The sequence below is a fragment of the Diaphorobacter sp. HDW4A genome (genome assembly GCF_011305995.1).
Lineage (GTDB): Bacteria > Pseudomonadota > Gammaproteobacteria > Burkholderiales > Burkholderiaceae_C > Diaphorobacter_A.
Window position 1 is genome coordinate 1,751,175 of sequence record NZ_CP049910.1, and the last position, 26,331, is coordinate 1,777,505.

Genomic DNA, 26,331 nt, shown 5'->3' on the forward strand with positions numbered 1-26,331 from the left:
CGGCCTCCGCGTTCAATACACGTCGTTCTGCGTGTTGTGAACGTTGAAGTGGCCGGTCGGCGTGATCAGGCGCGGGTCCTTGATCACGGCCTTGAGCTTGAGCGTCTTGTCGTCCACGACGACGATGGCGCTCTGCTTGTCTTTGGCCGACCATACAGCAAACCAGACCTCGTCACCGGCCTTGTTGAACTCCGGCTGCACCACGCGCTTGGCACCGTCGTCCGAAAGGCCCGCCCACTCGGCGATCGGCAGCACGGTATAGCCCTTGTCCAGGTTCTTGATGTCATACACTGCCACCGATTGTGAGAGCTTGGCATCGGGATTCAGCGGGGTGTCCGAGTACAGGTGCGTGGACTTGGGGTGGCTCTTGATGAACAGTGCGCCGCCGCCTTGGCCCTTGAGCTTGGCGACTTCCTTGAAGGCGTACTGCTTGTGCTTGACCGGGTCGGTGCCGATGAGCGAGATGGTGTCGTCGCCCAGATGGCCTGTGGCCCAGACCGGCCCGTAGGTCGGATGCGTGAAGTTCGCGCCGCGACCCGGGTGGGGGATCTTGCCCACGTCGACCAGGCCCGCCAGCTTGCCGTTCTTGGCATCGATGGCCGCGACCTTGTTGCTGTTGTTGGCCGCCACCATGAAGTAGCGCTTGGACGCATCCCAGCCGCCGTCATGCAGGAAGCGCGCGGAGCCGATCTCGGTGGTCTTGAGCTCGTTGAGGTTGCTGTAGTCCACCATCAGCGTCTTGCCGGTCTCCTTCACGTTGACGAGAAATTCGGGCTTGTAGTGCGAGGCCACAATGGCTGCCACGCGCGGCTCGGGGTGGTATTCCTGCGTGTCCACGGTCATGCCGCGGGTGGCGACGATCTTGAGCGGCTCCAGCGTGTCGCCGTTCATGATCACGAACTGCGGCGGCCAGTAGCTGCCAGCGACTGCGTACTTGTCTTCGTAGCCCTTGAACTTGGAGGTGTCGACGGAGCGGGCCTCTAGGCCGACGCGGATTTCAGCGACGTTATCCGGCTTGGCCATCCAAAGATCAATCATGTTGATTTTTGCGTCGCGACCGATCACGAACAGATAGCGGCCCGATGCCGACGTGCGCGAGATGTGCACTGCATAGCCGGTCTTGATGACGTTGATGATCTGCTTGGTGTCGCCATCGATCAGCGCCACCTCGCCGGTATCACGCAGCGTGGTCGAGAAGATGTTGGAGATGTTGTAGCTGTTCTCCTTCTTCTTCGGGCGGTCCTTCGGGTCGATGAGGATCTTCCAGGTGTTCTTCATGTCCGCCATGCTGAATTCGGGCGGTGTGGGTGGGTCCTGCTGGATGTAGCGGGCCATCAGGTCTACTTCCTTCTCGTTCATCTCGCCCGACGTGAGCCAGTTGGGCATGCCGGCGGCGGAGCCGTAGGCGATGAAGACCTTCAGGTAGTCCGTCCCCTTGCCGACGGTGATGTCGGGCGTGAGCGGCTTGCCGGTGGCGCCCTTGCGCAGCACGCCATGGCAACCCGCGCAACGCTCGAAGTAGATCTTGCGACCCAGATCGAACTCGGCCTGCGTCATGGGCGGGGCCTTGGGGTTGCTGCTCTGGTACATCGGTTCATTCGCCAGCGGCGAGCCACCTGCCTGGTAATTGACCTCGGCCTGCGGCGCGTGCTTCGCGTCCTGAGCCATCGTGCTGACTGACACCATCGCTGCTGCCGCGAGCGCGATCAGTCTGGCGATCCTCTTTGCTGTCATTGTGCGGTCCTCTGCATCACGGATCAGCGCATGTTTGAAGTCCGTCCAAAGGGGCGGATTCATCTCGCGAGGTCGCTGTCCAGTCCCTCTTGTCATTGCCCACCGCATGAATCGGATCGATGTCTCGACCAAATCAGTTGGAGGGTTCTTAGCGAGTGGATTCATCGTCGCGCGCAGGTGAATAGATGTCCTTGAACTGGTTTAAGGAGGCAATTGGGGCAAGGCTTGAACATGCTCTTAGGCACTGAAACCCACAGAAAAGAGGCTGCGATGAACATGGTCGAAGATGCAATCCGCAAGGCGTGCGCGCCGCAGGGACCTGGTGGCACATGCCCCGGCAAGGTCACGCTGGTGGGCTCGGGGCCGGGCGACCCGGAACTCCTCACCCTGCGCGCGGTGAAGGCCTTGCGCGGTGCGCGGCTGGTACTCTACGACCAATTGGTGAGCAAAGAGGTGCTGCGCTTTGCGGGCGACGAGGCCGATCTGATCTACGTGGGCAAGCACGCGGGCCACCACACTATGCCGCAGGAGGACATCATCGACCTGATGGTGCGTCTGGCCCTGAGCGGCCGGAACGTGGTGCGGCTCAAGGGCGGCGACGGCTTCATCTTCGGCCGGGGTGGCGAAGAGGCGCAGGCGCTGGCGCTGGCTGGTATTCCGTTCGAGGTGATTCCGGGCATTTCGGCGGCGCAGGGGGCCGGGGCCTATGCGGGCATTCCGCTCACCCACCGCGATCATGCCGCGACGCTGGTCTATGCCACCGGCCATCTGCGTGGCGAGCACGATGCCGAGCTGGACTGGGAAGCACTGGCAAGGCCGCGCCAGACCGTGGTGTTCTACATGGGCATCGCCAACCTGCCGGTGATCTGCCGCGAGCTGCAAAACCATGGCCTGCCGGGCAGTATGCCGGCGGCGCTGGTGGAGCAGGCGAGCCTGCCCACCCAGCGTTGCATCTGCGGCACGTTGAAGACCCTGACGGCGCTCGCGGCAGAGCATCAGGTGAAGCCGCCAGCCCTGATCATTGTGGGCGAGGTGGTGAGCCTGCAGCCGGTCCTGGCCGGGGCCATGCAAGCGCCGACCTCGTTGACGGAGGGCTGAAGTCGCGTTCTCGCTGCTAAAGGTTACCGGATTGAGGCATCATGGATGCCAAATTCCGAAAAGCCCAATGCAACAAGACATTCTCATCAACTGGTCGCCACAGGAAACCCGCGTCGCGGTGGTGGAGCACGGAGCGGTTCAGGAACTGCACGTCGAGCGCACGCTGGAACGCGGCCTGGTCGGCAACATCTACTTAGGCAAGGTCTCGCGCGTGCTGCCCGGCATGCAGTCCGCCTTTATCGACATCGGCCTTGAACGTGCGGCCTTTCTGCACGTGGCCGATGTCTGGCAACGCAACGAGGGCGGCGAGCCGCCCATGGCCATGCGCAACAAGACCGAGCCGCTGGTGCCCATCGAAAAACAGGTCTTCGAAGGCCAGGCGCTGATGGTGCAGGTCATCAAGGACCCCATCGGCACCAAGGGCGCGCGCCTATCCACGCAGGTCAGCATTGCGGGGCGCCTGCTGGTGTTTCTGCCGCAGGACGACCACGTCGGCGTGTCGCAGAAGATTCCGCTCAACGAACGCGAGGCCCTGCGCAACCGGCTACAGGCGCTGGTGGGCGACAAGTCCACGGGCGGCGGTGGCGGCTTCATCCTGCGCACCAACGGCGAGGATGCGACCGACGAAGAGCTGGCCGAGGACATCGCCTATCTGCGCAAGACCTGGAGCGGCATCCGCGAAGCCGCGCTGCGCCAGCCACCCAAGAGCCTGCTCTATCAGGATTTGAATCTGCTGCAGCGCGTGCTGCGCGATCTGGTGAGCGAGCACACGCAATCGATCCGCATCGATTCGCGTGAGCAGTTCGCCGTGATGCAGGACTTCGGCAAGGAGTTCATGCCCGCCGCAGCGGCCAAGTTGCAGCTCTACAAGATGGAGCGGCCGATCTTTGACCTGTACTCCATCGACGAGGATGTGGCGAAGGCGCTAGGAAAACGGGTGGATCTGAAGTCCGGCGGCTACCTGATCGTCGACCAGACCGAGGCGCTCACCACCATCGACGTGAACACCGGCGGCTATGTGGGTGCGCGTAATTTCGACGACACCATCTTCAAGACCAACCTCGAAGCCGCAGGCGCCATCGCGCGTCAGCTGCGCCTGCGCAATCTGGGCGGCATTGTCATCGTCGACTTCATCGACATGGTGCGCGAAGAGCATCAGGGTCAGGTGCTCAGCGAATTCCGCAAACAGCTCTCGCGCGACCGCGTGAAAACCATGGTTGGCACCTTCTCACAACTCGGCCTCGTTGAGATGACCCGCAAGCGCACCCGCGAATCGCTGGCCCACATGCTCTGCGAGCCATGCCCCACCTGCCAGGGCGTCGGGCAGGTCAAAACTTCGCGCACGATCTGCTACGAGATCCTGCGAGAACTCCTGCGCGAAGCCCGCCAGTTCAATCCCAAGGAATTCCGCGTGATCGCCTCAGCCAAGGTGGTCGAACTGTTTCTCGATGAGGAAAGCCAGCATCTGGCCGGGCTGTCGGACTTCATCGGCAAGCCGATCTCGCTGCATTCGGAAAACGATATGGCGCAAGAGCAGTACGACATTGTGCTGATGTGAGAAGCTGCGGCAGGCCAGACAGAGTGTCGATCAGAGCTTGAGGCTTTTCTGTCTTTGCTTTTCGCGACGTTCTTTTGCGACAGTCAATCGACGGTGATGTTTGATTCCTTGATGAGCTTTGCGTACGACGCGCGCTCGTCCTTGACCAACTGAGCCAGAGCGGCGCTGCTGCCGCGCAGCGGGACGTTGCCGCTGTTCTGGAGTTGCACGGTCAGCGCAGCTCCGTTCAGGGCCTCCTGCATGACGGCGTTGAGGCGCGCCACGACATCGGGTGGCGTGCGCGCTGGAGCAAACACGGCGAACCAGTTGCTGGCGACGAAGCCGGGCAGTCCAGCTTCGCGCATGGTGGGCAATTGGGGCAGTACGGATTCGCGTTCCGCGCCGGTGGTGGCGAGCGCGTTGAGCGCACCTGCCTTCACCTGCCCGAGCACGGTCGGCACAGAATCGAACAGCAGATCGATGTTGCCGCCGGCCAGATCTGTCAGCGCGGGGGTGGTGCCTTTGTAGGGGATGTGGCGCAGTTGGATCGACGCGGCGCGTTGAAAGGCTGCTGCGGCGAGATGGGTGTTGGAGCCATTGCCGGCTGAGCCGATGGTCAGTTCGCCTGGACGTTGACGCGCGTGGGCAATGACGTCAGCCAATTGCTTGTAGGGCAAGCCCTTGCGCGCGAGAAGCACGTAGCCGAAGCGCGCGACCGCGCCTACGGGCGTGAAGTCCTTGTCGGCGTCATAGGGCAGGTTGGGCATGAGCACCGGATTGATGACGAAATTGGCCGCACTGCCCAGCAGCAGTGTGTGGCCATCGGCATCGGACGTGGCTACCAGGCGCGATGCGATGGCACCTCCGGCGCCGGGGCGGTTGTCGACGATGACCTGCTGTCCGAGTGGCCTGGAGATAGATTGGGCGAGCGCCCGTGCCACGAAGTCACTGCCACCGCCCGGTGCGAAGCCGACGACCAGACGCAACGGTTTGTCGGGCCAAGCGGCAGCGCGGCTTGTCATGGGCAGCAGCGCGATGAGCGCTGCGGTTTGAAGGAACTGTCTGCGACAAAGGATGTGCATGGTGGGGCTCGCGGTGAATTGTCGTGAAGGCTGCTGTGTCATGGCTCGACCGGTGCGTCCGCAGCGGTGAATGCCGCACCGCTAGAGTAAAGCGCGTTGATTTCCTCCGGCGTGTAGCCCAGTTCGGCAAGCAAGCTGGTCGTGTGCTGGCCGATGTGGGGCGCGGGCAGGCGTGTTGAGGGCTGGAAACCCGTCATGGACATGGTGGGCCGCAGTTGGCGGATGCTTCCCTGGGTGGGATGTTGTGAAGGCTCGATCAGGCCGACGTCATTCAGATGCGGATCTGCGAGCAGCGTTTCGAGCGTGTGGCATGGCATGCAAGGAATGTCGTGAGCGAGCAGCGCAGAGATCACCTCTTCGGTGTCGCGTTGCGCCAGCAATTCGGCACGCTGCGCGAAGAATTCCCTGATGTGATCGATGCGGGCGAGCGATGTCGCAAAGCGCGGGTCCATGGCCAGATCCGGTCGGCCCAAGGCTTCGAAGAGCTGGCGTACCTGTGCATCGGTATTGGTGGTGATGCAGACATGGCCGTCACGTGTGCGAACGGGCCGCGCATTGGCGTCGAGCAAACGCTGATCACCCAGCGGCCCAGTGGGAGGCTCGAAACTGTGGCCATTCAGGTGCTCGCTGAGCAGCAATGCGGCGTAGCTCTCGAACATCGGCACCTCGATCATGCGACCCGCGTCGTCGCGCTCGCGCGCAAACAGTGCGGCAAGCAATGCGTGCGCCACCATGAGGCCAGCGGTGCGGTCGATCACCACATAGGGCACGTAGCGCGGTTCGCCCGATGCGTCGATCAACAGGCTCGAGAGCGCCGTGCCGCCTTGCAGGATGGAGTCATAGGCGGGGCGTCCCGCATACCGGCCACCGCTTCCGAAACCAACCACCGCGCAATACAAGAGGCGTGGATTGCGCGCGTGAAGGCTGGCGGCGTCCAGTAGTAGTCGGTCGATGGCGGCGGTGCGCATGTTGTGCAGAAAGACGTCGGCGGTGTCGATCAGCCGCAGCAGCGCCTCGCGGCCAGCGGCTTGCTTGAGGTCGAGCGACACACTGCGCTTGTTGCGGTTCATGTGCATGAACTTGCCTGACATGCCGGGCGTGGGCGAGCGTCCGGATATCCAGCGGATGACGTCGCCCGATTTCTCTTCGACCTTGATGACGTCGGCACCATAGTCGGCGAGCACCTGCGTGGCGTACGGGCCTACGACGGCAGATGTGAGATCGACGACGCGCACACCTGCAAGAGGAAGTTTGCTGGCTTGCATGGCTGCTCTCGGATTAGTTGAAAATAAGTTGCATTTTTCCACTATATAGTTTCATTGGTCAATCAGTTGAATGAATTTCATTGGAGAAATTCTGAATGAATGGGTGCAAAGAATTTTATTTTTTGTAGTTGTCGTTCTCTGGAAAGTAGTTTAAAGTTTCAACTACTTTGTAATTCACGGAGACTCCATGGCCACCCGGATCACGCGTTTGCTTGGCATACGCCACCCCATCATTCAGGCAGGAATGAGCTGGGCTTCATCGAACGTGGCGCTGCCTGCGGCGGTGTCAAATGCCGGGGCGCTTGGCGTGCTGGCTGCGGGGCCGCTGCGGGTGGATGACTTCGTTCGCACGCTGGATGGGCTGGCGGCGGCCACGGAAAACCCCTATGCGGTGAACATTCCGCTCTATCGCCCGCAGGCCGCAGAACTGCTCGACGCCATGGCTGCGCGCAAGGTGCCTGTGGTCATCGCATCCCAAGGCGGGCCCAAGGCACATCTGGAACGCTTTCGCGAATACGGCGCAGTCTGGATTCAGGTGGTATCCACGCTGGAGCACGCAAAAAAAGCGGCCGATGCGGGTGTTGACGCGCTGGTTGTCGTCGGCGGTGAAGCAGGAGGGCATCCTCCGGCCAACGAGGTGAGCACCTTGGTCACCGTGCGCCGCGTGCTGCAGGAGGTGTCGATTCCCGTGATCGCGGGTGGAGGCGTGGCGGACGGCTTTGGCATTGCGGCGTTGCTCGCGCTCGGCGCGGATGCGGTGCAGCTGGGCACACGTTTTCTGCTCACGAACGAGGCGGGCGTGCACGACAACTACAAGGCCGCCGTGCTCGCCGCCGATGTACACGAGACCGCGCTGATAGGGCGTAGAAACCTGCCGGTGCGCGGGTTGCGCAATGCGTTTGCGCAGGCGATCTTCGATGCCGAACGCGATCAGCTTTCGCAGGAGGAATACGACGCGCTGTTCAAGAAGAGCACGCTCAAGCAGGCGGCGCTCGACGGCGACGTGGCGTGGGGCAAGGTCGAGCTTGGTCAGTCGGCCGGGCTGGTCTCACGCCTTGCACCGGCCGCACAGGTCGTCGAAGAACTCGTGCGCGAACTGGCCGAGGCCAGTGGGCGATTGCGTTCCATGGAGCTTGACGGTTGAAGATCAGAGCCGCTTGGCACATACCCGACACACCTCTCCTCTCAAGAAAAAATCACCATGCAACATCTGTTGATCGAGGACCGCAGCGCGGTTCGCATTCTTACCCTGAACCGGCCTGAAAAGCACAACGCGCTCAACACCGTGCTGACGCACGAACTGCTGGACGCACTGCGCGCAGCCGACCGTGACGCGGCCATCAACGCCGTGGTGCTCACGGGCGCGGGCAAGTCGTTCTGCGCCGGTGCGGACACCACGGAGTTTTCGGCGCTCACGCCCGAAGATCCGCAGGCGGTGACTGCGCGCGCTGATCTGACGACGGCACTGCATCTGGTGTTCTCGCAGATGAACAAGCCGGTGATATCGGCCGTGCGCGGCAATGCGCTCGGAGGTGGTGCGGGGCTGGCCATCGCGTGTGACATGGCGGTGATGTCGGAAACCGTGCGCTTCGGCTATCCCGAGCTCAAGCACGGCATCGTGGCCGCCGTGGTCATGGCCAATCTGGTGCGGCAGGTCGGTCGCAAGCAGGCATTCGAACTGGTGGCGCTCGCCGAGCCCTTGGACGGCGCTGGTGCCAAGGCGCTGGGGCTGTGCAACCGCGTGGCGCCCGATGGCGAGGTGCTCGACGTGGCGGTGGCCATGGCGCAGACCGTGGCAGGTTGGAACCCGCTCGCGATGGCGACCACCAAACGCAGTTTTCACCGCGTGGCCGATCTCGCGTTGGGGCCAGCGCTTGACGTAGGGCGCGATGCCAACGTGATGATGCGCGGCTTTCGCAAAGCAAAGGGAGGCTGAGCATGCGACCTCTGGAAGGCATCACCATTCTGGATCTGTCGCGCGTGCTGGCATGCCCATTCGCCTCGATGATTCTGGCCGAACTGGGCGCCGAGGTCATCAAGGTCGAGCAGCCCGGCTCGGGTGACGAGACCCGCTCGTTCGAGCCCATGGTGAACGGCGATGCAGGCGCTGTGTCGGCCTACTACATGGCCTTCAATCGCAGCAAGCGCTCGATCACCGTCAACCTGCGTTCGCCACAGGGGCAGGAGGTCGTGCGCCAGTTGGCGACGAAGGCCGATGTGGTGCTCGAGAATTTTCCCGTTGGCACGCTTGCCAAATACGGGCTTGATTACGCCGCGATGAGCGCGATGAACGAGCGGCTGGTCTACGTGAGCTGCACTGGCTTCGGCATGACGGGGCCGTATGCCAAGCGCAAGGGCTACGACACCGTCTTCCAGGCCATGGCGGGCATCATGAGCTTGACGGGCGAGCGCGGTGGCGGTCCAGTCAAACCGGGGTTGCCGGTGGCCGATCTGAGTTCGGGGCTCTGGGTGACGATCGCTGTGCTCACGGCACTCACCGGGCGGGCGAAGACGGGCAAGGGCAGTCAAGTCGATTTCTCGATGTTCGATGGGCAAGTAGGGCTGCTGTCGTTGGCGGCGGCGCGCTGGTTTGCTTTGGGTGAGGTGCCTGCGCGCTTGGGCACCGAACATCCGGGGCGTATTCCGTCGGCTGCGTTTGTCTGCGGCGATGGCAAGTGGGTGCAGATCACTGGCAGCGATCAGCATTGGACGCCGCTTTGCAACCTGCTGGGGCTCGAGGCTTGGGGTGCGGAGCTGGCGCTCGCGAAGAACGCGGATCGCCTCGCGCGGCGTGAGGAGGTGATGACCGGTCTGCAGGTTGCCATTGGCCGCGTCGACCGCGACGAGCTGTGTCGCCGGTGCGATGCGGTGGGCGTTCCGGCTGGGCCGATTCTGCAGGTCGATGAGGTGATCGCCAACGAGCATGTGGCCGCGCGCGGCATGGTGGTGGAGTTCGACCATCCGCAGATCGGCAGCTTTCGCGGCATGCGTGTTCCGTTCCGCTTTGACGGCTTCGACGATCCAGAGGTGCAGCGCCCGCCGCTGCTCGGTGAACACACCGACGAGGTGCTGCGCGAGAAGCTTGCACTTGGAGAGGAACAGCTCGCGAGTCTGCGCGCGGATGGCGCAATCTGACTGACGTTTGAATATGAAAGACGCGGCCGAAAAGGTCGCATGCAAGGAGACAAAATGCAGAAATTTCGTCGTGCGCTGATCGGCAGCACTTTGGCATTGATGGCGACGGGTGCGTGGGCGCAAGCCGCGTATCCCTCGCGACCCATCACGCTGGTCAATCCGTATGCGGTCGGAGGTCCGGCCGATCTGCTGGGCCGCGCGCTTGCCAAGGAGCTGGGCGATGTGCTGGGTCAGTCGATCATCGTGGAGAACAAGGCGGGTGGCGGTGCTTCCATCGGCACGGCCTACGTGGCCAAGGCCGCTTCCGATGGTTATACGCTGCTGCTGGGCACGGCGGCTGCGCACACGGTGACGCCGCTTGCGACCAAGGTGCCGTATGACGGTATCGCGGATTTTGAGTTCGTCGGCATGGTGGCCAATGTACCGAACGTGCTGACCGTGCATCCCTCCGTGTCCGCGCAAAATCTCAAGGAATTCATCGCGCTGGCCAAGTCGCAGCCGGGCAGACTCAGCTATGCCTCGGCCGGCATGGGTAGTTCGCCGCACATCGGCGCGGAGATGTTCAAGCATGCAGTGGGCGTCGATGTGGTGCATGTGCCCTACAAGGGCGCTGCACCGGCCGCAACGGATCTGGTGGCTGGCACCGCGCAGGTGGGCTTTCTCAACGTGTCGGCGGTGCTTCCGTTCATCAAGGCGAACCGCTTGCGCGCGCTGGCTTATGGCGGCAGCAAGCGCTCGCCCGATCTGCCCGATGTACCGACCTTTGCCGAGGCGGGTATTCCTCGCTTGGAGACCGGCAGTTGGTATTCGCTGGCCGTGCCCGCCAAAACACCGGCGGCAGTGGTGGACAAGCTGGCGACTGCTCTGCAGGCTGTGCAGGCCAAGCCGGAATTCAAAAAGTTGCTGGCCGCACAGAATGCCGAAAGCCTGTCACAGGTGAAGGCCCAGGCGACTGACTATGTGCGCGCGGATGGCAAGCGTCTGGCCGAGCTGGTGAGGGCCACCGCCATGAAGCTGCAGGATTGAGGGTAGATGTGATGACAGAGATTTCAAATATGCAGACAGCAACAAGTCCCGAATTCACGACCCTGCGCCTTGAGCAGGAAGAGGGCGTGGCCACGCTGTGGCTCGCTCGGCCCGAAAGCCGCAATGCGCTGAATGTGGTGATGTGCCATGAATTGATCGCGGCGTTTCAATGGCTGGATCACGCCGACGAGGTGCGCGTGATCGTGGTGCGCGGCGAGGGCGTTGCGTTCTGCGCGGGCGCTGATCTTAAGGAGCGGCAGGGCATGAGTCCTGCTGAGATGGTGGCGCGTCGCGTCAATGGCTTCACGGCCTATGCGGCCATCGAAGCCATGTCCAAGCCGGTGATTGCTGTGGTGCATGGCCCGGCATATGGTTCTGGCTGCGAGATCATCGCGTCCTGCGACTTCATCCTCGCCAGTACTTCTGCCGCTTTCAAGTATCCAGAGGTGGGCTGGGGCACCGTGGGCGCGACGCAGCGCCTGCCGCGCATTGTCGGTCGGCGCATGGCCAAGGAGTTGCTGTTCACCGGGCGCGTCGTAGGGGCCGAGGAGGCGCACGCCCTCGGGCTCGTGAATCATGTGTATGCCGTGGACGAGCTCGATGCCAAGGTCGCCGAGATGGCCCAACTGATTGCCGCCGCAAATCCGGTGACGGTGCGCCTGACCAAGCGCAGCATTGACGAGGGTCTCGACACCACGCGCGAAGGCGCAATGGCGGTGGAGCTGCTCGCGATTCAGGAAAATCTGCGCAACAGCGATTGGCAAAAGGCGATTGCAGGCTTTGGCAAGAAGAGTGCGGAGGACGACCATGCAGTTGCTGGATGAACGCCTGATTCCGATCCCCGTCACGCTCGCTCAGATGCTGGCGGACACCGTGCAGCGCCGGGGCGATGAGGAGGCCTATGTGGGCCCGGGCGAGCGCATTGTCTGGCGCGATCTCGCGAGCAAGAGCCGCAGCATCGCCGCCGCGCTGCATGCCTCGGGCATTGTCAAAGGCGACCACGTGGGACTGATGCTCGGCAACTCGGTGGACTGGATCGCCGCATTCTTCGCCTGCGCCACCATCGGTGCGGTGGCCGTGCCGGTGAACACGCGATTCAAGAGCGAGGAGCTGGCCTTTTGTCTGCGGCAGGCGGACGTACAACTGCTCATCCATGCGGACCGGTTTCTGGGCATCGACTTCACCGCGCTGGTGCGGCAGGTCGAGCCCGCCGTGGACGGCCAATTGCCTGGCAATGCGTTGCCGCTGCTGCGTAGGGTGGTGACGGTGGGCGCACCGGTCGTACCTGCGGGCGCGCAGTCGTTTGACGCGTTTCTCGCCAACGGCAGGCCGGTGAGCGATGCACAGATCGACGCTCTTGCGCAGCAGGTGCAGCCGCAAGATCTGCTGCTGATGCAGTTCACCTCGGGCACCACCTCTTTCCCCAAGGGCGTGATGCTGAGCCACGCCAACATGCTCGGCGATGCAGCCTGCGTCGCGCGGCGCATGGGCGTGACGCCCGAGGACCGGTATTTCAGCATCCGTCCGTTCTTTCACGTGGCGGGCAGCACGCTGTCGGTGTTGGTGTCGCTGGTCTCGGGCTGCTGCCTGCTCAGCATGCCTAAGTTCGATGTGGCCGAGGCGCTCAAGACGTTGGAAATCGAGCGCTGCACGCTGACCTCGGGCAACGACACCATCTTTCTGATGCTCATGGGCCATCCCGATTTTGATCCGGCGCGTCTGCATCTCAAGGGCGGTTGGGCAGCAGCTGGGCCTGAGGTCATGCAGAAGATCCACGACGCCATGCGCGTGCCCCATGTGTGCAATGCCTACGGACAGTCCGAAGCCTCGCCCAACGTGCTGCTCAGTGATCGCGACGACGCGTTCGAGTTGCGGCGCGATGGCTTCATGCGGGCGCATCCGGGCGTCGAGGTCCGTCTTGTGGACGAAGCCAGCGGCCAGGTGGTTGCGCCCGGTGAAGGCCAGGGCGAGATTCAGGTGCGTGGCTGGAACGTGATGCGCGGCTACTACCAGATGCCTGAGGCCACGGCCAAGGCTATTACCGCCGACGGCTGGCTGCGCACCGGCGACATGGGCGAGCAGCGTGGCGATGGCCGCATGCGCATGGTGGGCCGCCTCAAGGACATGTACCGCGTGGGCGGCGAGAACGTGGCCCCCGCCGAGGTCGAAGAGGTGCTGCATGCGCACCCCGCCGTGCAGCAGGCACAGGTGATTGGTGTACCGGATGCGCGGCTGGGCGAAGTCACGGGTGCGTTCGTGTTACTCAAACCGGGGCAACAGGCAACGGGTGAGGAGCTGGTGGCGTGGTGCAAAGCGAAGTGCGCCAACTTCAAGGTGCCGCGATACATCGATCTGGTGGAGAGTTTTGAGCACATCGGCATGACAGGCAGCAGCAAGGTGCAGAAGAACAAGTTGCGCGAGCATGCGATTCGGCTCTGGAATATTGGTGCGGACACGGTGGCCTCATGATGAACACGAACAACGATGCAACGCGGGAAAATTCCGATATCGATGGTCACGACGATCGCGACGTTGTGCTGTGCGAATGCTTTGCACGCGATGGTCTGCAGCATGAGAGTGCCATAGTGCCGACCGCCACCAAGGTCGACCTGGTACGGCGCTTCGCCGAGCTGGGCTTTGCGCGCGTGGAGGCGACTTCGTACTCCAACCCTAAGGTGATTCCGCAGTTCGCGGATGCGTCCGAGCTCCTCAGGGAGCTGCCGCGTCGCCCCGGCGTGTTCTACAAGGCCACCTGCGCCAACGTGCGTGCGGTGGAGCGTGCGCTGGCCGATGTCGAAGCGGGCTTTGGGGCCAATGAGATCAGCCTGCTGGTGTCCGCCACTGACACGCATTCGCTGAAGAACCTGGCGCGCACCCGCAGCGACCAATGGCTCAATATTGCCGACATGGCGTCGGCGGCTGCGGAGCGCTTTCGACTCATCGGCACCATCTCGATGGCGTTCGGCTGCCCCTTTGAAGGGGCGGTGAATCTTGACAGCGTGCTGACCGATGTGGGGCGATTCCGTGACGCCGGGGTGCGCTACGTGACCCTTGGTGACACCACGGGCACCGCGACGCCGCGCGTGGCCGCCGACTTGTTTCGTCGTATGCGTGCGGCCTATCCCGATGTCACGCCCATCGCGCATTTCCATGACACGCGCGGCACTGGATTGGTGAACTATGTGGCTGCGCTGGATGCGGGCGTGACGCATTTCGACTGCGCCATCGGCGGTGTCGGTGGTCACCCGACCAAGGTGAAATACGGCGGCGGGCACACGGGCAATGTGAGCAGCGAGGACCTGATCGATCTGTTCGAGAATATGGGCGTTTCAACCGGCATCGACATGGATGCGCTGCTTGAAACAGTGGAGTTGTGCGAGGCGGCGCTCGGGCGCCAGCTACATGGTCGAGTTTCCCGTAGCGGCCTCAATCCGTTGCGGCTGGAGCACTGATATTTTTCTATACTTGCCACATGCCAAAAAACGACGTGAATCCGACCACTGACGCGCTCCACCAGCCGACTGCTCACCATTTCAAGGAGCTGGTTTCCTTTCGGCTGAACATGCTCGCAAGCCACTGGAGTCGGTTGGCGGCGGAGTCCAATCAACGCGATTTCGATCTCGATCCGCGTGAGTGGCGCATTCTGGGCATGCTGGGGGCTTATGCACCTATGTCACTGCAGGGATTGGCGCGCGAGGTAAACATCGACAAGAGCCTCGCAAGCCGCGCGGTGACGCTGCTGATCGACCGCGGTCTGCTGCAGCGTGATTCCGACGCGTTGGACGGGCGAGGCGTCCAATTGAGCCTTACAACGAAGGGCAAGCAACTCTACCGCAAGGTGTTTCCCAAGGCCGTCAAACGCAATGACGAATTGTTGTCGGTGCTGAGTGCTCAGGAGCGCGAGGTGTTCGATCGGGCGCTCAATCTGCTGACCGATCACGCTCATGTCACGTTGGCGAAATACCGCGCGCAGGAAACAAAGCGCAGGCGCAAACCCGGTACCCCGATAGCGGCAGATTGAACCTGCGCGTTTCGCCGCTACAACTGAATCATGATCAATGGAGCCTTTGGCTCCATTTTTTCTGAGCGAATTTGTTTGGCGCTAGAGATGCTGGTAACTCAGAACAATGCATTGTTCTGCTGTTCTGAAATTGCATTGCCGTCCACTCTTGTCACTGCCCTCCCTGGATCAAGCAAATCGACACATGCTTGCACGGGTTCGGGCGGCCTGGGGCATAGGCAATTCACGCCATAGGGCCTGCTTTCGCTGCAGTCTTTGTCTGGCATCTCTTTTCGATCGGTATAGACAGGTCAGTCACTCGATTCGTAAAGAGAGTCTTCGCATGTTGGAGTGATGCATGTGTGGCTATTTTTTTGCAAATGGCCTTGGGGATGCTTGTTTGATGTGTCACACGAGAAATGGGTAATTGATTTCGAATGGTTTTGTGTTATTTAAAGTATGGTTGATATGTATCTGTGCGTGAATGATTGTTTTTGGCATGAGCGTTTGATTTTGCCTTGTATTGAGTGAGTTTGAGTGCTGTGATTTGCACTCCTGTTTCGGTATCTGCTATTGAGAGTTTTTGAGGGTGGTAAATTTGTGAAAAATGGTTTCTGTCTTTAAAGTGTGTGATTATTATATTGATTGAAATTATGTCTTTTGTATTAATAACTTCGGTGATTCAAGAGCGGTTTAATTCTCTCTTGCTTGCTCTGTTGTTAAATATTTTCTATTGCCGTGATAGATTTTTAAAATATTGAACGTAGTGGTAAGAAAATATCGTTGGGTCGATTTTTGAATCATTGTTAAAAGTTGAATAGTTGAACTGCTGAGTGTGATTGCTGTTGATGTGAAGTGCTGGGGTTCTTGCTATTGCCTGATTCAAGTGATGGCTTGTGACTTTTGGTTTGATTGGATGTAAATCAATCTAGTGGCATTTGCAAATCGGTTAACTGATTTTTGAAGTTGGCATCGCTATTCTTTGTTGCTTTTGGCTGCAACGGTTAATTTACGTGTTTAACGTTGTGGTTGCTGCCTGTTTGTAAACTGATTCAAATAAATGACGATATGAATAAGATACGCGTGGCCATAGCAGATGACCATCCCACAGTGCTTTATGCCCTGGGAAATTTGATTCAGCAGGATTCAAGATTCACAGTGATAACTACGCTTAAAAGTTCCACTGAGCTGATTCGATTTCTGAGGGAGGAAGTGGCGGTAGATATTGTCATCACGGACTTCACCATGCCTGATGACGGCATGTACGGTGATGGGGTTCGTTACATAAAATATTTGCTGCGCAATTTCTCGGGCAGGCGCTTTGTCGTGTACTCGGACTGCGTCAATCCATCGATGGTTTTTTCACTCTACGACTACGGGGTCGCCGCCGTCGTGTTGAAAAATCACGAGCTGTCGGAGCTCGGGTTGGCGCTCAATCGCATCGTCGATGGCGGGGTGTATTACCCGCCCGGCATCAACCGGGAGGACTTGCGCATGTTCACGAAGAACCTGCATTCGATTTCTCCGCGTGAGCTGGAGGTGTTGCGCCAGTTCTCGCGCGGCCTGCCGCTCAAGACAATTGCTGCCGACCTGAACCGCAGCATCAAGACCGTGAGCACGCAGAAGCGCTCCGTCATGCGCAAGCTCGACATCGCGACGGATCAGTTGCTCATGGAGTTCTGTTTGAACGCCAACTTGTTCTGAGCTGAGGCAGAGCGGTCAGAAGCAAAAAAACCGCGCCGAAGCGCGGTTGATGACGGAGGCAAGGGTCATCGTCACCCTGTTCACAGCTTGCGCAGCCGCTCGAGCGCGGCACGCAGCGTCTCGTCCTTTTTCGCGAAGCAAAAGCGCACGACGCGCTGGTCAAACTTCTCGACATAGAAGGCGGACAGCGGAATGGCAGCCACGCCGATTTCGCGGGTGAGCCATTGGCAGAAGTCTGCCTCGCTCAGATCGCTGATGCCCGAGATGTCCACGCACTGGAAGTAACTGCCCTGGCTGGGCAGGAGCTTGAAGCGCGAGTCCTTGAGGCCTTCGCGGAACAGGTCGCGCTTGGCCTGGTAGAAGGCGGAGAGCTGCAGGTAGGGCGCCGGGTCCTGCATGTAGCTCGCGATGCCGTACTGCATGGGCGTGTTCACGGTAAACACGTTGAACTGGTGGACCTTGCGGAACTCGGCAGTGAGGGCCGCAGGCGCGGCCACAGTGCCGATCTTCCAGCCGGTGACATGGTAGGTCTTGCCGAAGCTCGAGACAATAAAGGCGCGCGCGGCGAGGCCCGCAAAACGCGCGGCGCTTTGGTGCTGTTGGCCGTCGAACACCATGTGTTCGTAGACCTCGTCGCTGATCAGCAGGATGTCGGTGGGCGTGAGCAGCTCTTCGAGCTGGCGCATTTCGGCATCGGTCCAGATGGTGCCGCTGGGGTTGTGCGGCGAGTTGATGATCAACAGGCGCGTGCGCGGCGTGATGGCGGCTGCGATCTTGTCGAAGTCGGGGCGGAAGGTGCCGGGCGTGAGCGGCACACGCACGACCTTGCCTCCGGCGGTCTCGATGTTGGGCACGTAGCTGTCGTAGCAGGGCTCCAGCACGATGGCTTCGTCGCCCGGCTGCACGCAAGCCAGCACTGCGGTGAGGATGGCCTGGGTCGCACCGGCCGTCACCGTGATTTCGGTGTTGGCATCGTAGTGGCGGTTGTGCAGGGCCTGGTACTTCTGCGACATGGCCTCGCGCAGCACGGCCACGCCGGGCATGGGTGGGTACTGGTTGTGGCCTGCACGCATGGCGTCGTTGACGGCGTCGACGAGCTTGGAGTCACAGGCGAAATCCGGAAAGCCCTGGCCGAGGTTGACGGCCTTGTGTTCGGCGGCGAGCGCCGACATCACGGTGAAGATCGTGGTGCCCACGTTGGGTAGGCGGCTCGGGAAGGTAGGGGTGCGCGGCGCGCTGTTGTGGCTTGTCATGACGCGTGAATTTTAGATCCGTGGGGAAGCGGTATCCGCTTTGGAACGTGTGCGCTATCTCAGCGCGAGGCCGGGCCTGCAAGCCCGCGTGGAGATCGCAAACACGTTCTTAGAGCTCGTAGTCGTTGACGTTGCCGACCATGGCGCGCATTACGAGGTCGCGGCTCAGGCGGTCGCTCAGCAGTTCGGCGAACTTGTAGATGAAGTTGCGCAGATAGGCGCCGCGCTTGAACGCGACGCGCGCCACGTTCTGGCCGAACAGATGGCCCATGGGGCGCACGACGAGGTCGCCGACCGGGTCGTCGCGCATGGCCATTTCGGCGACGATACCGATGCCCATACCAAGGCGCACATAGGTCTTGATCACGTCGGAGTCTATGGCTTCGAGCACAATGCGCGGCTGCAGCTTGCGGGTGGCGAAGGCGGCGTCGATCTTGCCGCGTCCGGTGAAGGAGGGGTGGTAGGTCACGAGCGGCTCGTGAGCGATGTCTTCAAGGCCGATGCGTTCGCGCTGGGCGAGCGGATGGTTGCTCGGCATGACCAGCACGTGCTGCCATTCATAGCAGGGCAGGGTCACGAGGTCGGGGTAGTCGGCGAGCGATTCGGTCGCCATGCCGATCTCGGCCACTTCGTCGATCACCATGCGCGCCACTTCGTGGGGCGTGGCCTGGTGCAGGCTGATGTTGACCTTGGGGTAAGACTCGCGCAGCTTGGCGACGGGCAGCGGGAGCACATAGCGCGCCTGCGTGTGGGTGGTGGCGATGGAGAGTGTGCCACTGTCCTGCGCGCTGTACTGCTCGCCGATGCGCTTGAGGTTGGTGACCTCGCGCATGATGAGCTCGATGCTTTTCAGCACATGCTGGCCCGGCTCGGTCACCCGCTTGAGGCGCTTGCCGTGGCGCGCAAAAATGTCCACGCCGAGCTCATCCTCCAGTTCGATGATGGCCTTGGACACGCCGGGTTGCGAGGTGTGCAGGGCCTTGGCGGCCTCGGTGAGATTGAGATTACGGCGGGCGGCTTCTTGAACGAAGCGGAATTGGTGTAGGTTCATAACTGAATACAGCTAAAGACTGTCTTTATTATGCGTCATTCTTCTTTGGTTGCATATGGGCGGCGGTTTTTATGCCAAAACTACCGAATGCGCTGTTCAGATGCCTTCCTGTCATGTGTCGGTTTGGTAAAGTAAATAAAAGTGAGATGCATTTGCGTGCTCTGACTTTTAGAATTCACCCATCCCGATGAGCAGAACAACAAACACCTCATTGCGGCGAACGTCTATCCAAGGTTTTTCATGAAGTCGGCTGTTTCCGGGGGCTCGCAACGAGCGTACTGGCTGAAAAAATTACATGAGTGGCACTGGATCAGCTCGGCCATCTGCCTGATCGGTATGCTGCTTTTCGCCTTCACGGGCATCACTTTGAATCATGCGGGGCAGATCGAGTCCAAGCCGCGCGTGGAAACGCGCGAAGGCCAGATGCCAGAGCCATTGCTTGCGCAGTTGCAGGCAGTGCAGGCCAGCCTCAAGGAACAGGACAAATCGGCGGCGAGCCCCACCTTTCCCGATCCGGTGAATGCTTTCATCAGGAGCGAGATCAAGGTCGATGTCGCGGGCCGTTCTGTCGAGTGGAACGATGACGAGGCCTATGTGGCGCTGCCACGCCCCGGCGGCGATGCATGGCTGCGCGTGGACTTGAAGGAGGGCGCGGTGGAATACGAATCCACGGACCGTGGCTGGATCTCCTACATCAACGATCTGCACAAGGGCCGCAACACGGGTGGTGCCTGGAGCCTGTTCCTCGACGTGTTCGCGGTGGGCTGTCTGGTGTTCTGCCTCACCGGGCTGCTGATCTTGAAGATGCATTCCGAGCGGCGTCCGTTGACCTGGCCGATGGTGGGTCTGGGACTGGTGATTCCGGCGCTGCTTGCGCTGCTGCTGATCCATTGAGCGGGTTCGACAGTCGCTTCATGCAAACCGAATTTTGTTGAAGGAAGTACAAAGATGGCGAAGAGGATTTTCAAGTGCTCGGTGGCGCTGAGTGCGGTGGTGGGTTTGCCCGCGATCGCTGGCGGACTCGATGTGACCGTGGGCATTCCGCAGTTGCAGGTGGCCGAGTACCACAAGCCTTATGTGGCCGTGTGGCTGGAGAAGGCCGACGGCGGCGTGGCCGCCAATTTGTCGGTTTGGTATGACGCCAAGATGAAGGATGCCGAGGGCACGAAGTGGCTCAAGGACATGCGCCAGTGGTGGCGCCGCACCGGCCGCGAACTTACCTTTCCCATCGACGGCGTGACCCAGCCAACCAAGCCAGCAGGCAACCATGCGTTGTCGTTTGCTGAAGGCAAGAGTCCTCTCCCCAAGCTTGCTCCCGGCCAATACAAGCTGATGGTCGAAGCCGCGCGCGAAGTGGGCGGGCGCGAGCTGGTCTCGATTCCGTTCGAATGGCCCGCCAAGCAGGCCACCAGCCTCAGTGCCAAGGGCAGCGCCGAGCTTGGCCAGATCAAGCTTGATCTCAAGCCCTGACCGTTCAATTACTCCTGCAAGATTTCAAACCAGTCTCAAATAGCAAAGAAGGGACCTCCCAAAATGAAGTTCAAGAAGCATGCCCTCGTGGCCGCGACTCTGGCGCTCGCCGCGCTGTCCGCACAGGCTCATGACCTCTGGTTCAAGCCATCGAGCACGGTGCTCTCCAAGTCCGATTGGGTAACCATCGACGCGGCGGTTTCCAACGACGTGTTCTTCTTCAACCACCGCCCGCTCGGGCTCGAGAACGTGAAGGTCACAGGCCCAAATGGCGAAGCCGTCGAGATGAAGAATGCCCACAAGGGCGAGCTGCGTAGCGTGTTCGACTTCAAGCCCGAAAAGCCCGGCACCTATCGCGTGACCATGCTGATGAACGGCGTGATGGGTGGCTACAAGGATGCCAACGGACAGCCCAAGCGCGTGCGCGGCTCGGCCGAGGAAATCGCGAAGCAGATTCCTGTAGACGCCAAGGAGGTGCACATCACCGAGAATGTGCGCCGCATGGAGACCTTCGTGTCGGTGGGCAAGCCTTCCGCGCTGGTTTTGACCGGCAAGGGGCTTGAACTCAAGCCTGTGACGCATCCCAACGATCTGGTGGCGAGCGAGGAGGCGACGTTTGAATTCCAGCTTGACGGCAAGCCTGCTGCGGACCTCGATGTGGAACTGGTGGCCGACGGCATCCGCTATCGCGACGGCGTGGAACCGATCAAGCTCAAGACCGACGCGAACGGCGTGCTCAAGGTGAAGTTCCCGCGCGCCGGCCTGTTCTGGTTGAGCGCCGATGCGAAGGACAACAAGACCACGGTCGCCAAGGCCACCGAACGTCGTCTGGGTTACGTGGCAACTTTGGAAGTGCTGCCTTAATCGATGAGCACAGCGCCGCGAGTCCGTTTCGACGCCAGCGTCTGGCGACTGCCAAAGGCCACTGAAGTGGCTGGCGGCAGCGCGCCGCGCGCCGATTTTTCGGCGCAGCATTGGCGCGCGCCGATCATGCAACATCAACAGGACTCGCGTGTTCACAAGCTCAGCGGGCAGACGATGGGTACCACGTGGTCACTTCATCTGCCTAACCCTGAATTTCTCCCACTTGAGCCGGTGCAGGCGCTGATCCAGTCTGTGCTGGATGAGGTCATTGCGCAGATGAGCAATTGGGAGCGCGATTCGGTGATCTCACGCTTCAATAGTGCGCCTGCGGGCAGTTGGCATGACTTGCCCGCCGAGTTCGCCCAGGTGCTGAGCGTGGCCATGCACTGGGCCGAACGCTCGGGCGGTGCGCTCGATCCGACGATGGGCGCGCTGGTGTCGCTCTGGGGCTTCGGCCCGCGCGTTGAGCCGCTGAAGTCGCATTCGGGAGAGCTGCCTTCAACTGCTCAGATCGAGGCGTTGCTTGCGATGTCAGGCCATGAACGGCTTGCTTGGCAGGTTGGCGATATGCGTTTGCGGCAACCGGGTGGTCTGCAGCTCGATCTTTGCGGCCTTGCCAAGGGATTGGCGGTGGATTGGGTGGTTCAGCGCCTTCAAGAAGCGGGCTGGGACAGCGGTCTGTTCGAGATTGGCGGCGAGCTGCGAAGCTGGGGCGAGAAGCCCGGCGGCGGCGCATGGCAGGTGCAGCTCGGCAGTCAGGGCGATGCAGATACCGAGCCGCTGGTCGTCGCCGTGAAGAACGCCGCCTTCGCCACGTCGGGCGACTGGTGGCATCATTTTTTTGCGGATGGCCAACGCTATTCTCACACGCTCGATCCGCGCAACGGCTGGCCGATCACACATGCGCTCGCGAGCGTCACCGTTCACCACGAAGCCTGCATGCATGCCGATGCGCTGGCAACGGTGCTCACGGTGCTGGGGCCTGCGCAAGGCATGGCATTTGCCGATGCGAACGATGTGGCGGCGGTGTTCCAGGAACATGACGCAGCGCCGCGCATGACGGCAACTTGGAAGGCGCGATTCGCAACATGATGCTTGATTGGGTGGTTTCTCCGGCGCGTTGGGCGGGTGCAGCGGGGCTGGTGTTCGCCTACTCCGCGCTGTGCGCGCGGGTGGCATGGGTAACGCGGCAAAAACGCCTCGACATTTCGCGCGACAACGACGTGCCTGCGGGCCAGTCGCAATGGCCGGCCGTGCTGGTGGTCTATGCCAGCCAGACGGGACAGGCCGAGGGCATCGCCCGCGAGGCCACGCGCATGTTGCGCGAGAGCGGGCTGCGGGTGACGTTACTGCCCATCGATGGGCTGAACACAGAGATTCTGATGGCGCATGAGCGCAGCCTGTGGATTGTCTCGACCACGGGTGAGGGTGATGCGCCCGATCACGCATTGCGGTTTGTGCAGCAGGTGCTGCCGCAGGATGTGGACCTGAAGAACCATGATACACAGGTGCTTGCGCTCGGTGATCATGAATACAAGCAGTTCTGCGCATTCGGCGAACAGATTCAGCAATGGTTGCTCGCGCAGGGTGCCGCAAGTGAGCTGGTCTGCGTCGACAACATGCATCGTGCAACGCTGCAGGCTTGGCAGTCTCGGGTCAACACGTTGACCCAAGAATGGCTCGGCGACGCGGGTGAATCGCAGCCACCAGCGTCGGCACGCGAGGATTGGCTGCTCGCGCCCGCGAGCACGCTGTTCACGTTGAAAGCGCGCAGCTTGCTCAATCCCGGTAGCGAAGGCGGGGCGCTCTACCGGCTCGATTGGGTGGTGGCTGGCGGCGAGCTGCCTGAGTGGCAATCGGGCGATCTCGCATCGTTGTGTGTGCCCACAGATCCGGAGCATGCGCGCGACTATTCGATCGCCTCCATCATGGCCGACGGGCATTTACAGATGCTGGTGCGACAAAGCACGCGCGAGGATGGCACACCGGGCGTGGCTTCAAGCTGGCTTTGCAGAGGTATCAAGCCGGGCGATCAATTGCCTCTGACCGTGCGTCAGCACAGCAGTTTCCGGCTGGGCGACAACACAGAGCGTCCTCTGATCCTGATCGGCAATGGCTCGGGTCTCGCGGGGCTGTTCAGTCACATCCGCGCGCGGATCGCTGCGGGGCGAGGTGAGCAATGGTTGGTCTATGGCGAGCGCAGTCCCGCGCATGATGCGATCTGCGGCGAGCAGCTCGAACACTGGCTGCGTGCGGGGCAGATCGAGCGACTGGATCGTGCATGGTCACGCGATGGCGAGCGCAGGACCTATGTGCAGGATGTGCTGGTTGCGCAGGCCGATGAACTCCAGCGCTGGGTTGCGCGCGGTGCGGCGATCTATGTTTGCGGCAGTCTGCAGGGCATGGGGCAGGGCGTGCATGCTGCCCTCAAGCAGGTTCTGGGGGGTGAGTGCGTTCAGGCGCTCACGCAGTCGGGCCGCTATCGCCGCGACGTGTATTGAAGGCGCCTCAGTTCGTTGCCGAATCCGCTGCGATCAGGGCCATCAGCGCGGTGAGGCGTGGGTCTTCGCCAATCGGCGTCTGAAGTCGAAATTCCAGAGAGGGGTGTTGCAACTGCAACGCATGGACCATGCGCGGCAGGTCTTCGCGAGCATGGCGCCCCGCGCCCAGAAACATGGGCATCACGCTGATTTGGTGGATGCCCTCTGCTGCCCAGCGTGCGACAACGGAGGGCAGGTCGGGCTCGGTCAGTTCAAGATAGGCACAGGCGACGGCCACGTCATTGCGTTGCGACGCAATCAGGCTGGCGACCGCCTCGATGGGCAGCCGCCATTGCGGATCACGCGAGCCGTGGGCGAACAGGATGACGCCAGTATCAGGCATGTGGCTCGTCCGCTAACGTCTGAGCACCAGCCAGCCAAAGGCCGCGAGTGACAGCAACGAGTAGATCAACCCCGGCGCGGCTGCCGTGAGCATGGGCGACCAGTTCTGCAGATTGCCCGCAAAGCCGAACACGTTGTTGAGCAAGAAGAAGCTGATGCCGGCCATCACCCCGCCGAACACATAGCCCGCGATGCCGCCCGAGCGGAAGTGCAGATAGGCGAACGGCAGCGACAGCACAACCATCACCAGACAGCTCAGTGGATAGAAGACCTTGCGCCAGAACTCGATGTCGTAGCGCTGGGTGGACTGGCCGTTGGCCTCGAGATGGCGGGTGTACTGGAACAGCTCAAGCGTGGACATCTTGTCCGGCTTGAGCACGGCGGCGGCGACCATGCTCGATGTGATGCGGGTCTTCCAAGTGAACTCGGGCTTTTCGGTGCGCTCGACGTTCATGTCGCCGTTGGCGCTGCGCTGGAACACGCTGCGACGCACGTTCTCGAGCACCCAGCCGTCGTTGTTGGTGTTGAAGTGTCCGCGCTCGGCCTGTGTGGTCGATGCGGTGTAGCCATCGGCGTCGAATTCGAAGATGCGCACGTTGCGCATTTCGCCTTGGGTGTCGATGGCGCGCACGTTCACCGCAAAGCTGTGGTCGGCCTGACGTTCCTTGAGCCACGCGCCGGTGACGCCGGTGGTGATCTGTCCCATGCGCCGAGCTTTGACCAACTCGGCGGCCTTTTCGCTGACCGGAGAGATGTAGTCACCCATCACAAAGGTGAACGCGACAAAGGCGCTGCCGAGAATCAGCAGCGTGCTGAGAGCCCGCCAAGGGCCGAGGCCGCTGGTGCGCATGATGGTGAATTCGGAGGTCTGCGCGAGTCGTGCCATCACGAAGATGGTGCCAATGAGCACCGTGATGGGAAGCAATTCATACAGATGCTGGGGCACGCGCAGGGTCACATAGAGCAGGGCGTGCATCAGTTGGTAGCTCTTGCTGATCCAGCGCAGCTCGTCGACGAGATCGAAGAAGAAGAAAAGCGCAAGAAACGCCAGCGTGACAAAGCCCACGCCCGCGATGACCTCGCGGTAGATGAAACGGCGGATGGTCTTCATGCAGCTCCCTTTGCTGCAGTCCTTGCAGTATGGCCGCCCGAGAACAACGAGCGGATCGACCATTGGTTGTGGCGTGCAGTCAGCAGCAGCAGCGCCAGAGCAAACGCGCTGCCGTGCAGCAGGACAATGAAGGAAACCATTCCGATACGTTGTGCCGCGACCCAGCTTTGGCCGACAGTCATGAGGTTGTAGTAGACGACGAACGCAAACAGCGCAAACGCCATGCTGCTGCTGCGACCGGCACGTGGATTGACCACGGCGACGGCCAGGCCGAGCACCACAAAGTTGAGCGCAGCAAAGGCGAGACCAACGCGCCAGCCCAGTTCGCCCTGAAATGCGGGAATGGCCGAGCCGACCAATTCCAGCGTACTGCGCGTCTTGAGCGCCACATCGTCGATACCGCCGGACTGGGAGTCACCCACGCGGGTACCGTATTCCTGGAACTCGCTCACGCGCAGGCCGGGTTTGCCCAGCGGCATCTCCAGGCGCTGGCCGTTGAACAGCAGAGCCATGCGGTCACCGTTGCGCACCTCGAGGCGTGCGCTTTCGGCGGAGGTCACGGTTTCCTTGGTGGGCTCGTTGGTGGCGATGAAGACGTTGCTGGCCGAGGTCGCATCGGGAGAGTCACGGTCGATGAAGAACACGCGGGAGCCGTTGGACGACTCCTGAAACTGGCCGGGCGCGATGCGGTCGACGTCGCTGCGCTGCTCATACTGCGATTTGAGTTCCTGGATCTGTTGATTCGCCCAAGGCCAGACGACGAGCGACAGGGCCGCAATCGCCAGCATCACCGGCCAGGCGAAGCGCAAGAGCGGTGGCAGCAGACTCATGAGGCCACGGCCGCTGGCGAACCAGATGACCATTTCGCTATCACGGTACATGCGCGAGAGAACCCCCACGATGGCGACGAACAGGCAAAGGCTCAGAATGGTGGGCAACTGGCCGAGGACGGTATAGCCCATGACCAGCATGACGTCCTGTGGATTGACGCTGCCGCGCGAGGCTTGACCAAGGGTGCGGATCAGCATCATGGTCATGACGATGGTGACAAGCACCACCAGCGTCGCGCCAAAACTGCGTGCCAGCTCCTTGCGGATGGATGAATCGAATAACATTGTG

The 26,331-nt window shown here is 61.4% G+C and carries 24 protein-coding genes; 16 read left to right on the top strand and 8 right to left on the bottom strand.

Going from position 1 to position 26,331, the window contains the following annotated elements:
• Window positions 1–12 precede the first annotated feature (12 nt).
• Window positions 13–1,734, bottom strand: coding sequence for a nitrite reductase (locus G7047_RS07860; protein WP_166303181.1), 1,722 nt, complete (start codon window positions 1,732–1,734; stop codon window positions 13–15).
• 270 nt (window positions 1,735–2,004) lie between these two features.
• Between G7047_RS07860 and cobA the strand changes: the two genes are divergently transcribed.
• Window positions 2,005–2,832 carry a uroporphyrinogen-III C-methyltransferase gene (gene cobA, locus G7047_RS07865; protein ID WP_166303184.1) on the top strand — a complete coding sequence of 276 codons (828 nt, stop codon included), beginning with the start codon at window positions 2,005–2,007 and terminating at the stop codon, window positions 2,830–2,832.
• 67 nt (window positions 2,833–2,899) lie between these two features.
• Window positions 2,900–4,390 (top strand): ribonuclease G, encoded by a 1,491-nt coding sequence (rng, locus tag G7047_RS07870; RefSeq protein ID WP_166303187.1) that lies wholly within the window; start codon window positions 2,900–2,902, stop codon window positions 4,388–4,390.
• 83 nt (window positions 4,391–4,473) lie between these two features.
• On the opposite strand, the gene G7047_RS07875 is transcribed toward rng, so the two are convergent.
• Window positions 4,474–5,451, bottom strand: coding sequence for a tripartite tricarboxylate transporter substrate binding protein (locus G7047_RS07875; protein WP_166303190.1), 978 nt, complete (start codon window positions 5,449–5,451; stop codon window positions 4,474–4,476).
• 38 nt (window positions 5,452–5,489) lie between these two features.
• Window positions 5,490–6,716: a CaiB/BaiF CoA-transferase family protein gene (locus G7047_RS07880; protein WP_166303193.1), complete on the bottom strand. Its 1,227-nt coding sequence runs from the start codon at window positions 6,714–6,716 to the stop codon at window positions 5,490–5,492.
• Between the two features lie 187 nt (window positions 6,717–6,903).
• Between G7047_RS07880 and G7047_RS07885 the strand changes: the two genes are divergently transcribed.
• The 9 genes from G7047_RS07885 to G7047_RS07925 all read left to right on the top strand — a co-directional run bounded on the left by G7047_RS07885 (window position 6,904) and on the right by G7047_RS07925 (window position 16,581).
• Window positions 6,904–7,860: a nitronate monooxygenase family protein gene (locus tag G7047_RS07885; protein ID WP_166303196.1), complete on the top strand. Its 957-nt coding sequence runs from the start codon at window positions 6,904–6,906 to the stop codon at window positions 7,858–7,860.
• A gap of 57 nt (window positions 7,861–7,917) precedes the next feature.
• On the top strand, window positions 7,918–8,652 hold the full coding sequence (locus G7047_RS07890; RefSeq protein ID WP_166303198.1) for an enoyl-CoA hydratase/isomerase family protein: 735 nt from the start codon (window positions 7,918–7,920) through the stop codon (window positions 8,650–8,652).
• A gap of 2 nt (window positions 8,653–8,654) precedes the next feature.
• Complete coding sequence (locus tag G7047_RS07895; protein ID WP_166303201.1) at window positions 8,655–9,851, top strand: CaiB/BaiF CoA-transferase family protein; 1,197 nt, start codon at window positions 8,655–8,657, stop codon at window positions 9,849–9,851.
• Between the two features lie 54 nt (window positions 9,852–9,905).
• Complete coding sequence (locus G7047_RS07900; protein ID WP_166303204.1) at window positions 9,906–10,877, top strand: tripartite tricarboxylate transporter substrate binding protein; 972 nt, start codon at window positions 9,906–9,908, stop codon at window positions 10,875–10,877.
• Window positions 10,878–10,906: 29 nt separating this feature from the next.
• On the top strand, window positions 10,907–11,701 hold the full coding sequence (locus tag G7047_RS07905; RefSeq protein WP_166303208.1) for an enoyl-CoA hydratase/isomerase family protein: 795 nt from the start codon (window positions 10,907–10,909) through the stop codon (window positions 11,699–11,701).
• Window positions 11,685–13,346: an AMP-binding protein gene (locus G7047_RS07910; RefSeq protein WP_240939406.1), complete on the top strand. Its 1,662-nt coding sequence runs from the start codon at window positions 11,685–11,687 to the stop codon at window positions 13,344–13,346. The genes G7047_RS07905 and G7047_RS07910 overlap by 17 nt, the downstream gene beginning before the upstream one ends.
• Window positions 13,343–14,329 carry a hydroxymethylglutaryl-CoA lyase gene (locus G7047_RS07915; protein WP_240939407.1) on the top strand — a complete coding sequence of 329 codons (987 nt, stop codon included), beginning with the start codon at window positions 13,343–13,345 and terminating at the stop codon, window positions 14,327–14,329. Before G7047_RS07910 ends, G7047_RS07915 begins: the two co-directional genes overlap by 4 nt.
• Window positions 14,330–14,364: 35 nt before the next feature.
• Window positions 14,365–14,898 (top strand): MarR family winged helix-turn-helix transcriptional regulator, encoded by a 534-nt coding sequence (locus G7047_RS07920; protein WP_240939408.1) that lies wholly within the window; start codon window positions 14,365–14,367, stop codon window positions 14,896–14,898.
• 1,047 nt (window positions 14,899–15,945) lie between these two features.
• Window positions 15,946–16,581: a response regulator transcription factor gene (locus tag G7047_RS07925; protein WP_166303214.1), complete on the top strand. Its 636-nt coding sequence runs from the start codon at window positions 15,946–15,948 to the stop codon at window positions 16,579–16,581.
• 80 nt (window positions 16,582–16,661) lie between these two features.
• On the opposite strand, the gene G7047_RS07930 is transcribed toward G7047_RS07925, so the two are convergent.
• Together G7047_RS07930 and G7047_RS07935 are read right to left on the bottom strand one after the other, a co-directional pair.
• Window positions 16,662–17,834, bottom strand: coding sequence for a pyridoxal phosphate-dependent aminotransferase (locus tag G7047_RS07930; protein ID WP_166303217.1), 1,173 nt, complete (start codon window positions 17,832–17,834; stop codon window positions 16,662–16,664).
• A gap of 109 nt (window positions 17,835–17,943) precedes the next feature.
• Window positions 17,944–18,885 carry a CysB family HTH-type transcriptional regulator gene (locus G7047_RS07935; protein ID WP_166303220.1) on the bottom strand — a complete coding sequence of 314 codons (942 nt, stop codon included), beginning with the start codon at window positions 18,883–18,885 and terminating at the stop codon, window positions 17,944–17,946.
• Between the two features lie 240 nt (window positions 18,886–19,125).
• Between G7047_RS07935 and G7047_RS07940 the strand changes: the two genes are divergently transcribed.
• The 5 genes from G7047_RS07940 to G7047_RS07960 all read left to right on the top strand — a co-directional run bounded on the left by G7047_RS07940 (window position 19,126) and on the right by G7047_RS07960 (window position 23,720).
• Window positions 19,126–19,779 (top strand): PepSY-associated TM helix domain-containing protein, encoded by a 654-nt coding sequence (locus tag G7047_RS07940; RefSeq protein WP_166303223.1) that lies wholly within the window; start codon window positions 19,126–19,128, stop codon window positions 19,777–19,779.
• 54 nt (window positions 19,780–19,833) lie between these two features.
• Window positions 19,834–20,355, top strand: coding sequence for a DUF2271 domain-containing protein (locus G7047_RS07945; protein WP_166303226.1), 522 nt, complete (start codon window positions 19,834–19,836; stop codon window positions 20,353–20,355).
• Between the two features lie 63 nt (window positions 20,356–20,418).
• On the top strand, window positions 20,419–21,219 hold the full coding sequence (locus tag G7047_RS07950; RefSeq protein ID WP_166303229.1) for a DUF4198 domain-containing protein: 801 nt from the start codon (window positions 20,419–20,421) through the stop codon (window positions 21,217–21,219).
• A gap of 3 nt (window positions 21,220–21,222) precedes the next feature.
• Complete coding sequence (locus G7047_RS07955; RefSeq protein ID WP_205904741.1) at window positions 21,223–22,311, top strand: FAD:protein FMN transferase; 1,089 nt, start codon at window positions 21,223–21,225, stop codon at window positions 22,309–22,311.
• Complete coding sequence (locus G7047_RS07960) at window positions 22,308–23,720, top strand: sulfite reductase subunit alpha (RefSeq protein WP_166303232.1); 1,413 nt, start codon at window positions 22,308–22,310, stop codon at window positions 23,718–23,720. Before G7047_RS07955 ends, G7047_RS07960 begins: the two co-directional genes overlap by 4 nt.
• Before the next feature lie 7 nt (window positions 23,721–23,727).
• Here the strand turns inward: G7047_RS07960 and G7047_RS07965 are convergent, their stop codons facing one another.
• The 3 genes from G7047_RS07965 to lptF are packed head-to-tail and all read right to left on the bottom strand — an operon-like array spanning window position 23,728 to window position 26,327.
• On the bottom strand, window positions 23,728–24,102 hold the full coding sequence (locus G7047_RS07965) for a sirohydrochlorin chelatase (RefSeq protein WP_166303236.1): 375 nt from the start codon (window positions 24,100–24,102) through the stop codon (window positions 23,728–23,730).
• Window positions 24,103–24,114: 12 nt separating this feature from the next.
• Window positions 24,115–25,212 (bottom strand): LPS export ABC transporter permease LptG, encoded by a 1,098-nt coding sequence (lptG, locus tag G7047_RS07970; protein ID WP_166303239.1) that lies wholly within the window; start codon window positions 25,210–25,212, stop codon window positions 24,115–24,117.
• On the bottom strand, window positions 25,209–26,327 hold the full coding sequence (lptF, locus tag G7047_RS07975) for an LPS export ABC transporter permease LptF (RefSeq protein ID WP_166303242.1): 1,119 nt from the start codon (window positions 26,325–26,327) through the stop codon (window positions 25,209–25,211). The genes lptG and lptF overlap by 4 nt, the downstream gene beginning before the upstream one ends.
• Window positions 26,328–26,331 lie beyond the last annotated feature (4 nt).

What these genes read in the sequence shown, in the direction of transcription:
- G7047_RS07965 (WP_166303236.1), bottom strand. Translation starts at nt 24,102, where the DNA reads ATGCCTGATACTGGCGTCATCCTGTTCGCCCACGGCTCGCGTGATCCG.
- G7047_RS07905 (WP_166303208.1), top strand. Translation starts at nt 10,907, where the DNA reads ATGCAGACAGCAACAAGTCCCGAATTCACGACCCTGCGCCTTGAGCAG.
- G7047_RS07925 (WP_166303214.1), top strand. Translation starts at nt 15,946, where the DNA reads ATGAATAAGATACGCGTGGCCATAGCAGATGACCATCCCACAGTGCTT.
- G7047_RS07960 (WP_166303232.1), top strand. Translation starts at nt 22,308, where the DNA reads ATGATGCTTGATTGGGTGGTTTCTCCGGCGCGTTGGGCGGGTGCAGCG.
- G7047_RS07860 (WP_166303181.1), bottom strand. Translation starts at nt 1,734, where the DNA reads ATGACAGCAAAGAGGATCGCCAGACTGATCGCGCTCGCGGCAGCAGCG.
- G7047_RS07890 (WP_166303198.1), top strand. Translation starts at nt 7,918, where the DNA reads ATGCAACATCTGTTGATCGAGGACCGCAGCGCGGTTCGCATTCTTACC.
- G7047_RS07900 (WP_166303204.1), top strand. Translation starts at nt 9,906, where the DNA reads ATGCAGAAATTTCGTCGTGCGCTGATCGGCAGCACTTTGGCATTGATG.
- rng (WP_166303187.1), top strand. Translation starts at nt 2,900, where the DNA reads ATGCAACAAGACATTCTCATCAACTGGTCGCCACAGGAAACCCGCGTC.
- G7047_RS07935 (WP_166303220.1), bottom strand. Translation starts at nt 18,885, where the DNA reads ATGAACCTACACCAATTCCGCTTCGTTCAAGAAGCCGCCCGCCGTAAT.
- lptF (WP_166303242.1), bottom strand. Translation starts at nt 26,327, where the DNA reads ATGTTATTCGATTCATCCATCCGCAAGGAGCTGGCACGCAGTTTTGGC.
- G7047_RS07910 (WP_240939406.1), top strand. Translation starts at nt 11,685, where the DNA reads ATGCAGTTGCTGGATGAACGCCTGATTCCGATCCCCGTCACGCTCGCT.
- G7047_RS07895 (WP_166303201.1), top strand. Translation starts at nt 8,655, where the DNA reads ATGCGACCTCTGGAAGGCATCACCATTCTGGATCTGTCGCGCGTGCTG.
- G7047_RS07915 (WP_240939407.1), top strand. Translation starts at nt 13,343, where the DNA reads ATGATGAACACGAACAACGATGCAACGCGGGAAAATTCCGATATCGAT.
- G7047_RS07885 (WP_166303196.1), top strand. Translation starts at nt 6,904, where the DNA reads ATGGCCACCCGGATCACGCGTTTGCTTGGCATACGCCACCCCATCATT.
- G7047_RS07930 (WP_166303217.1), bottom strand. Translation starts at nt 17,834, where the DNA reads ATGACAAGCCACAACAGCGCGCCGCGCACCCCTACCTTCCCGAGCCGC.
- G7047_RS07940 (WP_166303223.1), top strand. Translation starts at nt 19,126, where the DNA reads ATGAAGTCGGCTGTTTCCGGGGGCTCGCAACGAGCGTACTGGCTGAAA.
- G7047_RS07950 (WP_166303229.1), top strand. Translation starts at nt 20,419, where the DNA reads ATGAAGTTCAAGAAGCATGCCCTCGTGGCCGCGACTCTGGCGCTCGCC.
- cobA (WP_166303184.1), top strand. Translation starts at nt 2,005, where the DNA reads ATGAACATGGTCGAAGATGCAATCCGCAAGGCGTGCGCGCCGCAGGGA.
- G7047_RS07955 (WP_205904741.1), top strand. Translation starts at nt 21,223, where the DNA reads ATGAGCACAGCGCCGCGAGTCCGTTTCGACGCCAGCGTCTGGCGACTG.
- G7047_RS07880 (WP_166303193.1), bottom strand. Translation starts at nt 6,716, where the DNA reads ATGCAAGCCAGCAAACTTCCTCTTGCAGGTGTGCGCGTCGTCGATCTC.
- G7047_RS07945 (WP_166303226.1), top strand. Translation starts at nt 19,834, where the DNA reads ATGGCGAAGAGGATTTTCAAGTGCTCGGTGGCGCTGAGTGCGGTGGTG.
- lptG (WP_166303239.1), bottom strand. Translation starts at nt 25,212, where the DNA reads ATGAAGACCATCCGCCGTTTCATCTACCGCGAGGTCATCGCGGGCGTG.
- G7047_RS07875 (WP_166303190.1), bottom strand. Translation starts at nt 5,451, where the DNA reads ATGCACATCCTTTGTCGCAGACAGTTCCTTCAAACCGCAGCGCTCATC.